Source organism: Pseudomonas entomophila (assembly GCF_023277925.1).
Classification (GTDB): Bacteria; Pseudomonadota; Gammaproteobacteria; order Pseudomonadales; family Pseudomonadaceae; genus Aquipseudomonas; species Aquipseudomonas entomophila_D.
In genome coordinates this window covers 1,320,835-1,330,000 of sequence record NZ_CP063832.1, presented here as the reverse complement: position 1 = coordinate 1,330,000, position 9,166 = coordinate 1,320,835, and the positions used below count along the sequence as shown (strand labels likewise).

6 protein-coding genes (1 of these 6 cut by a window edge) are annotated in these 9,166 nt (G+C 60.1%); 4 read left to right on the top strand and 2 right to left on the bottom strand.

Annotation, left to right across the window (positions count from 1 at the left end):
- On the top strand, nt 1-19 hold the 3' portion of the coding sequence (locus IM733_RS05950) for an MFS transporter (protein WP_248919983.1). Its footprint begins 1,208 nt before the window's first position; the window shows 19 of its 1,227 coding nt (coding positions 1,209-1,227); its start codon lies off the left edge, out of view; the stop codon is at nt 17-19.
- A 78-nt stretch (nt 20-97) separates the two neighbouring features.
- On the opposite strand, the gene IM733_RS05945 is transcribed toward IM733_RS05950, so the two are convergent.
- The gene (locus IM733_RS05945) at nt 98-1,027 is read right to left on the bottom strand and encodes a malate dehydrogenase (protein WP_248919982.1); all 930 of its coding nucleotides are present in this window, start codon (nt 1,025-1,027) and stop codon (nt 98-100) included.
- Nucleotides 1,028-1,282: 255 nt separating this feature from the next.
- Between IM733_RS05945 and IM733_RS05940 the strand changes: the two genes are divergently transcribed.
- Nucleotides 1,283-2,503 (top strand): MFS transporter, encoded by a 1,221-nt coding sequence (locus IM733_RS05940; protein ID WP_248919981.1) that lies wholly within the window; start codon nt 1,283-1,285, stop codon nt 2,501-2,503.
- Between the two features lie 60 nt (nt 2,504-2,563).
- Here the strand turns inward: IM733_RS05940 and IM733_RS05935 are convergent, their stop codons facing one another.
- Entirely contained in the window at nt 2,564-4,285 is a 1,722-nt protein-coding gene (locus IM733_RS05935) for a hypothetical protein (protein ID WP_248919980.1), read from the bottom strand.
- Nucleotides 4,286-4,528: 243 nt separating this feature from the next.
- Between IM733_RS05935 and IM733_RS05930 the strand changes: the two genes are divergently transcribed.
- Nucleotides 4,529-6,196, top strand: coding sequence for an alpha/beta hydrolase (locus IM733_RS05930; RefSeq protein ID WP_248919979.1), 1,668 nt, complete (start codon nt 4,529-4,531; stop codon nt 6,194-6,196).
- A gap of 189 nt (nt 6,197-6,385) precedes the next feature.
- Entirely contained in the window at nt 6,386-9,097 is a 2,712-nt protein-coding gene (locus IM733_RS05925) for an AAA domain-containing protein (RefSeq protein WP_248919978.1), read from the top strand.
- Nucleotides 9,098-9,166: the final 69 nt, after the last annotated feature.

Sequence of the window (9,166 nt, the reverse complement as noted above, 5' to 3'; positions counted from 1 at the left end):
GGCGGCTCAACCGTCCTGATGCTTGGCGGTGGCCTTGCAGCGCTCGATCTCGAAGGCGCTGCAACGCGCCCGCCGCCACCTTTAAAGCGCCCTCCTTCTATAACGCCTTCATTTCAGCGATGTCTCGCACCACCGCGTCTGCAGAGTGGTCGAACATCGCCTGCTCCTGCGCATCCAGGGGTAACTCGATCACCCGTGCAAGCCCCTCTGCCGCCAGCACGCAGGGAACACCCATGGCAATGTCGCTCCGCCCGTACTCGCCCTCGAGAATCGCGACCGTCGGCAAGATGCGGTTGCGCCCGTTGGCGATGGCATCCACCATCTGCGCAATGGCCACGCCCGGCGCATCGCAGGCGCTCCCCATTTTCTTCAAACCCAGAATCTCGCCGCCGCCCTGGCGTGTGCGCTGTACAATCCGCTCTATCTGCTCACTGGAAAGAAAGTGAGACAGCGGCACCGAGCCGACCGCGCAGTAGCGCATCAACGGCACCATGCTGTCGCCATGCCCACCCAGCACCAGCGCTGTGATATCCCGGGCGGAAAAACCGGTTTCCTCGGCAATGAAGCACTTCATGCGCGCCGTATCCAGCACCCCCGCCTGCCCGAACACCTTGCCGCGCCCCAGGCCACTCAGGCTCCAGGCCCGGTAGGTCAGCACGTCTACGGGGTTCGACACCACCAGGACCGTCGCCGCCGGGGCGTGGCGGTTGATGTCCTGCATGATGCCGTCAAGAATCGGCAGGTTGATGCTCAGTACATCCTGGCGCGATTGGCCGGGCTTGCGCGGCACGCCCGCGGTGATCACCACCAGGTCGGAATCCTGCAGCATCTCGGCGTTGGCGCCGCCGTGAACCCGGGTATCGGAACCGGACTCGACGGCGGCCTGCCAGATGTCCAGCGCCTTGCCCTGCGCCAGGTCGCCCTGCACATCGACCAACATCAACTCACGGCAGTACTCCTCTCGGGCGATGATCTGCGCCGCCGCCTCACCGACCATGCCGGCACCCACGATTGATAGCTTGTTCACCTCACACCTCTCTCAGCGCGCTGATCGCCGCACGCTCGGCTGTACAGAGAAGTATTGCCCGCCAAGGCCAAAAGGCCACCCGGCATGCCGCGGCGATGATTACCTTCGAGTTGAAGAAGGAGGCGCAGAAAGTACCCGTAGTACATCTTCCCAAGCCAAGTTAACGTGTGCCGAATGCGACTACAGCATTCCTGTGGGCTGGCCCCAATGGCACAGGAATGGATCTGCAACCCTATGGACAGGAAAGTGGGCGCCATGAAGCACGGAGTGGACAGGCATCTGAAAGGTAAAGGGCCAACGGTAGCGATGCGCAACATCATCATGCTGCGCCTGCTTTTCGTCATGGCCAACGCGCTGGGGCCATTCGCGGCGCTGTTCTTCAACCGGCACTACCCGCTCGACGGCGCGGCGGTAGCCTTGGTGATAACGCTGATCTCGGCGGTCTACCTGACGGGTAACCTGCTGGGCGGAGCCTTGGCCAGTCGCGGCTCCCCTCGCCTGCTGTTGCTGGGCACATCACTGTGCTCATCGGTCTTTCTGCTGCTGGCGATGGTGTTGGACACGCCGATCGCGTCCATCGCCATGGTGCTGCTGTTCATGCTGTGCGCAGGTTTGATCACACCGGTGTTCAGCCTGCTGACCTCGCTGGCGGCCAATGACGGCAACCGCATCGCGTCCTTCGGCTACCTGCACCTGGCCCACAACCTGGGAGGCGCGCTGCTGTTTGTCATCGGCGGGTACCTGCTCGGCCTGCACAGTGGTTACCTGATGCTGTTCGCCATCGGGGCCAGCGCCTTGTGTTTCGTCTCCAGCCTCTTTCTGGCGATGCCCGAACGCCAGGATCAGACACCTGCGACACGAGGCTCGGCCTGGCGCGACCTGGTCGACGTGCCTCGGGTCGTGATCATCGCCGGCGCGTTGTTCTTCGCCACCGCGGTACTGGATGCGCAGCGTGAGTACCAACTGCCGCTGTGGCTCGACACGATCGCCGCCGAGCAGGCGGCGAGCACCTTTGCTGCCGTGGGGCTCGTCAATGCCTTGCTGGTCGTCCTGCTGACGCAACCACTGATCGCATTGACCGCTCGTTTCGGCACACTCGTCAATCTGGCCCTGGCGGCGATGTGCTATGGCATCGGGTTCGGTGCCTATGCGCTGGTCGAGCACACCGCATTGATTTTGTCGTTCGTTCTTTTCTGGACGATGGGCGAGATTCTCGGCATCACCCATATCACCGCATTGATCTCTCAGGAGGCCTCATTGCAGACCCAGGCCCGTCTTTTTTCCCTGATACCCATTCTCCTGGCGACCGCCAGAATGGTCTCGGTGGGATTGGGCGCCTCGTTGATTGCCAGCGTCGGCTTCACCCTGAGCTGGAGCCTTTACGGCGCACTGGGGGTGTTGTTCGCAGGCGTATGCCTGTTGTGGTTCAAGCGGGAAGGCGCAGTAACACCTGCTTCGTCGGCGCAAGAAAGTTGAGCGAGGAAGCGAGCAGCCAGTGCCGACTGGCCGCTCGCCACACCATTGGACGGCGTCGAATCACCCATGTATCCAGAACGCACTCTCGGCAAACTGCTCGCCATTCCACCAGTTGGCCGTCCCCGTCTCCATGCGGAAATTCCTTGCCCCAGCCTGGCTCTGCAGCGGTGCCACCACTTCGCCATTGGCATCGCGCCTTGCGTTCTTCTGCGCCGTTTCAGGGACGACGGCAACGATGTGCCCGGACTTCCCTTCCGCCTTGCGCCGCGCGACGATCAGCGCCACGCCGCCCTGGTTGGCGGCCTGCTGCAATTTGCTCAGGGTGCCCGTCTGGCGCCAGCCGAAATCGGGGCCAAAATCGCGCAGCCAGCGGAACAGGTCGTTGGCCCGCATTTCGCGGAGGGTCGTGCCGATCAGCGGCTCGACCGGCTTGCCCTGCGACAGCGTGATCAGCGCTTTCTCCGTCCACCACACGCGCGGCAGGTACGCACCTGCCAGCATGCAGTAGTCATGGCAATAGATATTGCAGAAGGTCAAGCCGTCCCTGGGCTGATAGCGCTTGTGCGCCGGCTTGTCCACCGCCAGCCAGTCAACGATGGCCGCCAGCTCAACGCGCAAACTGTCGGCCGAGTCACCGCGCCGCTGCGGCATGCTCGCTTCGTTGAGTGAATGGGCACCGGCGAAATCGATCCGCCGCGTCATCACTCCCGGTTTGCGGGGCATGGAGACAGCGACGATACCGCTGGTAGGAGGTGATGCAGATGGGCTGACGAGCGGAATGTCCTGTACTGTCGAATCTGCGATCAGGAACTTCTGTGCAACGAAACCGCGCAGCAAGGCACCGTTGAGTGACGTTTCCACCTCCACAAAGCCATTGCGCACTTTGCCGGTGAGGGCTCGCACTGGCTGGCCGTCCGGCAGGTTGGCGATCACGTTGGCTTGCGGCGGGTCGCTTTTGCGCGGTTCGCTGCGCATGCGCAACGGGCTCTCGCGTGTGTCGACCCTGAAGAACTCGCCCTGTGCCGTCAGCTCGCTGGGAGGGGGCACCAATGAAAGCCCCGGCGCAGGCTGAGGCAACAGTGGCGGCTGACCCTCCACGGCAACGGTGTGAGCCAGGCGGATGAAGTCGAAGAGGTTCTCGCCGTAGAACCGTTTACCATCGAAAAAGCCTTGGCGCAGCCCTTTGCGGGGGTTGAAGCCGCCGGTGTTGTAGGCGATGCCGACGGCAGCAAGTTCCATGTCACTGAGGGATGATCGCTTGCTCAGACCGAGTTGCTTTAGTCCGCGCTTAAGTTCGGCAACGCTCAGTTGCAACGCATCGTCGAAATTGACGTAGCGCCGTTGCAGGAAGTAGTCGGGGTCGGTCTTGAAGAACTGCAAATCACGCTGGAATATCCCGAACCCATGGCAAAGCTTGTCCGGGTTGCGGGCGACTTTGGCGTAGCCGTCAATATGTTTGGCCATGTCCACCAGGGCCTGATGTGCAATGTCGAACATGGCCTGGCCGTTGGGGGCGGCCAACAGTGCCGCCTTGTCCTTGGGGAAGGCCTGGCGCCCCTTCTTTGTATCCTGCTTGTTCACATCCAGGGTGTCGCCGACACAGAGCTCCAGGATCTCAGGCACCGGCAAGCCTTTGTTGCGCAGCACCGGCCAGACCTCTCCCGTTTCCTGGCACGCGATGGCCGCCATGAAATCCACCGTCAGGGGCGTATTGGCTAGCGCAGGCGACATCTGGCTCTGAAACTGGTTCTTGAACCACTTCACATCGTTGGCATTGGGCATGTGGGGGATCCTTGACCGGTAAGTCGCCGGCCCGCTTGCGCCCCCATCGCAAACTGCTGAGAAATGAATGACCTGACGTCTTCAGTAAAGTCTCGAATGTTCGAGTGTCAAGTTCATGGCGCGACTCGCCGCTCAGCGGCCTTGAAACCATTGGAAGCGGTGAATGCTGAATGCGCAAAAGCGGCTAGAGTCATTTTGATATCACCCCAGCCAAACGGAATACACCGCTCCACGGAGGACTCCATGCTCAGGCTCTCGCAAGCAGGTTTGAAGACACTGTCCGCGCTTCTGATGTCCATGGCCATGACCGGCTGCACTTCGACGGATCGGGTGATGACGCCCTATGAAGATGTGCTGGAAGTCAATAGCGCCAATGCAGTGAAATTCCACAGCATGCTCTACTTCCCCTCCGGGACGGCCCTCCACTATCCCGGTTACGTGGTCGCACTCGAAAAGAGCCCGCAGCAGATCATCGGTGGGCCCAAGGTCAACGAAAAGAGCAAGGAGCTGTTTCACGCCTACGCTGCCTACTTCAAGGAGGAGGAAGACAGCAGCACCAATACGTCCCACCAGATCAATCGCATCCAGCGCCTGGACACCAAAGCGATGTTTGTCTCGCACATACTCAAGAATGGCGCGCTATTTGACCAGGCCACAGGCTACGTGGCCAAGTCCCATTGCTTCGTTTACAACGCTTATGTAAGCGACGCCCTGGCCGGCATCCGCAAAGACTCCAACCTGACAAAAGTCAGTGACTGGAATACCTGCAAAGCCCCGCATAAAGCGGAGCAGACTCAATCAAGCCTCAAGAGTTTGTACCGAGAGAGCCAGCAAGCACTGAAGTTGCTCGAACAAAACCTGACTGAGGAGCTTGGCGGCTCACGCTATACCCATGTCGTCGTTGTGGTCATGGGCTGGAATACCGCCCAGGACGAGGCCATACGCAATATCAACGACATCACGGGCAACCTGATGGCCGCTGCCTATGAAGTTGGCCAGGCGCAAAAGCAAGCGCATGATCAGACCAAGGCCCTGCAGAGCCTCCAGATCTACAAGCCATCAGGCGAAGAGGCCATCGCCACCCGTCCCAAGACGGACGTCCTCGACACCACTCGCTTTCGCCCTCTTGTCATCGGTGTGACCTGGCCATCGTTCTGGTCCAACTCGTTCACCAACTTCTTCAGCTATGGCAACAAGGCCAACGACGCCGACGAAATTGGCCTGACCTGGCTGAACATGCTCGTCAACCAGACCGTGCCCAATGCACTCGCCGCGTCCGAGAGCAAGGCCAAGGTCATCGCCATCGGCCATAGCTTCGGCGCACGCGCCATGATGCGTGCGCTGTTCAGTTCGCCCGCGCTGGCGCCACAGCAGGCCTATCCGCAAAGCCATGTGAACTTGGCAGTGGGCCTCCAGGGCGCGGTCAGTATCAACCGCTTCACCGTGGGTGACGGCAAGGAAGGCGCCCCCTATCGGGATTTCGCAAAACTGCAGAAAACCCATATCGCGCTTACCGCTTCGGAGCATGACGGCGCTGCCGGCGGCCCGGTGTTCTGGTACGACCCTTCCGGCTCGATCAAGTCCTGGAACTTGGTGTGTGGCGCGGCTGCTCCGGCCAGGTCCGCCACGTTCGACTGCTTGAAAGCCAGCGATACCTCCGCCTCCCCGAATGGCCTGTTCAGCCTGTGCAAGGTAGGTGACAGCCATTGCACGGCATCGACGCTGAGTCGGAACAAGGTCAGTTACATCGACGCATCCGACGGTATCACCCAATTCAACTCACCGGGTTCGGGCGGGGGCGCTCATAGTGATATCTACCGCCTTCCCATGGGTAGATTGTTGTGGCGCCTGATCGAGCAATATGCACCGAGCGCCGAGTCTCAGGTCGAGACACCGTTAGCCGCACAGTGAGCGCTGCGCATCAACGCGCCGAAGCGCGGCAAGGCATTGGTTGCCACGAGTCGCTTATGGTCGATGGCTGCCGATCATGTGCGACGGCTTTCGACCCTGTACGCAATAATGGCAAAATGCCCTTTCTTGGAGAAAACAGCATCCGGCGCGAGGCGAAGCCGGATATCGTGCGCATAGGAATAAGGGAATATGGCTTCGATTCAAATGGATGGTGAGGACAAGACCGCAACAATCAGCAACTGGGCGATTCGCTGGAGCGATAACTGCCAAGCCTTGGAATTGACCTGCCATTACCCCTCCAGGAAAAAAGACACCCGCCCACTCAGCAACTGTCTAGTATCTCCCACCCGCGAGTTGACCAATGTACTGCTGACGAAGCCCGGCAGCACAGTCGTCACGCCCATCGCCAAGGCTACGATCTATGGCGAACGATATGCCGTGGTGCACTACCCTGGCGCCAGTAAGCCCTATGTCTTCAAGATGGAAGGCATCGGCTTTACCGCCGCAACGGCGATGAAGGAATCACCTGTCTTCCGCTATTTCACTGATGTGGCGCATGCCCGGCAGGATCAGGCAGAGTCAAACAATGATCGTGAAATCGCCAGCAATGTCGTGCGCCAGCTTGAAAAACTGCCCGCTATCGAGGGCACTGCCCTGCAAGCCTTTTGCACGGGGTGCAACGGTACGTTGGTGCCCGGCCAGGGGCTCATCTATCCGTTCGGGCTGAACGAAAGCCAGGTCCTGGCGGTTGAGCGGGCGTTCTGCGCGCAAATTAGCGTGATTGAAGGCCCGCCGGGGACCGGCAAGACCCAGACCATTCTCAACATCCTCGCCAATATCCTATTACGCGGCCAGACGGTGGCGGTGCTGTCCAACAACAATGCCGCCGTTGAAAACGTCTACGAAAAGCTGAAGAAATGTGGCCTGAGCCACTTGGTCGCCAAACTCGGCAAACGGGACAACCGCAAGGCGTTCTTCGACGACCTGCCTGCATGGCCATCCTGCGAACCCGAACCAGCGCCATCCCTGGATGAGATCCAAGCCTTGCTGGCCCGCTTGAAGCACCACCTGCAAAACCACAACAGGGCGGCACAACTGCAAATCGAGCTTGACGAACTGGCCCTCGAGCGGCGCTACCTGGAGCAATGGCAGGCAGAAAGTGATGTGCAGGCCGCAGGCTCGCTGGGCAAGTACGGGCTGACCCCGCGCAAGACGGCAGACCTCATGGCCTACCTTGCTCACCTCGGCGAGCAACGCATTCACCTGAAGGACCGCATCGAGCTACTGTTCAAATTCAGAATCTTTCGCACCAAGCCTTTCGCCGAAGGCGAGGCGCGGATGGCCGTGTTTCATGCCCTGCAGATGCACTACTACGACAAGTCGCTACAGGAAAAGGAAGCAGAGCTGCGAGCGTGCCGAGAATCGTTGGCAAACGCAAACTTCACGGCCTTGCTGAAAGAACTGACAACCGCATCGATGCTGCACCTGAAACAACATCTGCAACGTCAAGTGCCGCCACCAGACCACTTCGATGCAGGAACTTACCTCAGGCATTTCGATGCCTTCGTGCAGCGTTTCCCTATTCTGGGCAGTGGCACGCACTCCCTTGTCAATTCGATCACGCCGGGAGCCATCCTCGACTACGTGATCATCGACGAAGCTTCTTTGCAGGATATTGTGCCTGGCATCCTGCCATTAGGCTGCGCCAAGAACCTGATCGTCGTTGGAGACAACCGACAGTTGCCGCACATCCCCGTAAAGCTGGGGCTTCAGGCGCCGACCGAGGCTTACGATTGCGAGCGTTACAGCCTGCTCGATTCATGCATCGCCGTTTTCCAGGACGCGCTGCCCAGGACCCTGTTGAAAGAGCATTACCGTTGCCACCCCAAGATCATCCAGTTCTGCAACCAGCAGTTCTACGACAACGCACTGGTGCCGATGACCGAGGACAAGGGCGAAGCCCCCCTGCGCCTGGTGGTGACGGCCAAAGGCAACCATGCACGGCAGAACACCAACCTTCGGGAATTGGACTCTCTGCTCAAGGTGCTTGAGGACGAGCAGCAGCCAGCCGGAATAGACGGCGAAGGCCGCGGTTACATTGCCCCATTCCGAGCCCAGGTCAACCTCTCCGACACGCGCTTACCGGCGGATTTCGTCAAGGATACCGTGCACAAGTTTCAGGGGCGGGAGTGCGACGAGATCGTCTTCTCCACCGTGCTGGACAAGAAGCGCTACAACCAGACGCAAAGACGCCTGGATTTCGTCGACGATCCACGCATGATCAACGTCGCAGTGTCGCGGGCCAAACACCGCTTCACCCTCGTAACCGGCGATGAGGTGTTCACCGACAACAATGGCCACATCGCCGCCCTGATCCGTTACATCAGCTATTACGCGCAGGACAAGCAGATCGTACGCGCGCCGGTGGTGTCGGCATTCGACTTGCTGTACCGCGAGTATGACCAGTCCCTGGCGCGCTTGAATGCCCGCCTGCGCCCCGAGGATTCGCGCTACAAATCCGAGCAGATCGTGGCGCAACTGCTGCGCGAAGCACTGTCCGCCCCGGCGTACCAGGCATTGATGTTCCACGCTCAGATCAAACTGGATCAGCTCGCATCACCCGGCAACCCAGAATGGACGGAGCGCCAGCGGGCTTTCATGAGGCGCGCCAGTTGCGACTTCGTGATCTATTTCAAAGTAGGCAAGACCCCGTTAGGGGTAATCGAGGTCGATGGCGGGTATCACGACCGACCCGAGCAGGTGGCTCGGGACACCTTGAAGAATGACATTTTGGCCAAGAGCGGCATTTCCATCCTGCGGCTGCGGACAGTCGAGAGTGATAGTGCGCAGAGAGTCGGTGACTTTATCGACCAGTGGGCGAACCCTCGCCATGACACCTAAGCAGCATCGGGTCGGAGCCAACAGACGTTAATGGCAGCAATCGCCCCATAACGGTCAGTGGTTGCGGAC

Coding starts and splice junctions, on each gene's coding strand:
- IM733_RS05930 (WP_248919979.1), top strand. CDS start 4,529: ATGCTCAGGCTCTCGCAAGCAGGTTTGAAGACACTGTCCGCGCTTCTG.
- IM733_RS05940 (WP_248919981.1), top strand. CDS start 1,283: ATGAAGCACGGAGTGGACAGGCATCTGAAAGGTAAAGGGCCAACGGTA.
- IM733_RS05935 (WP_248919980.1), bottom strand. CDS start 4,285: ATGCCCAATGCCAACGATGTGAAGTGGTTCAAGAACCAGTTTCAGAGC.
- IM733_RS05925 (WP_248919978.1), top strand. CDS start 6,386: ATGGCTTCGATTCAAATGGATGGTGAGGACAAGACCGCAACAATCAGC.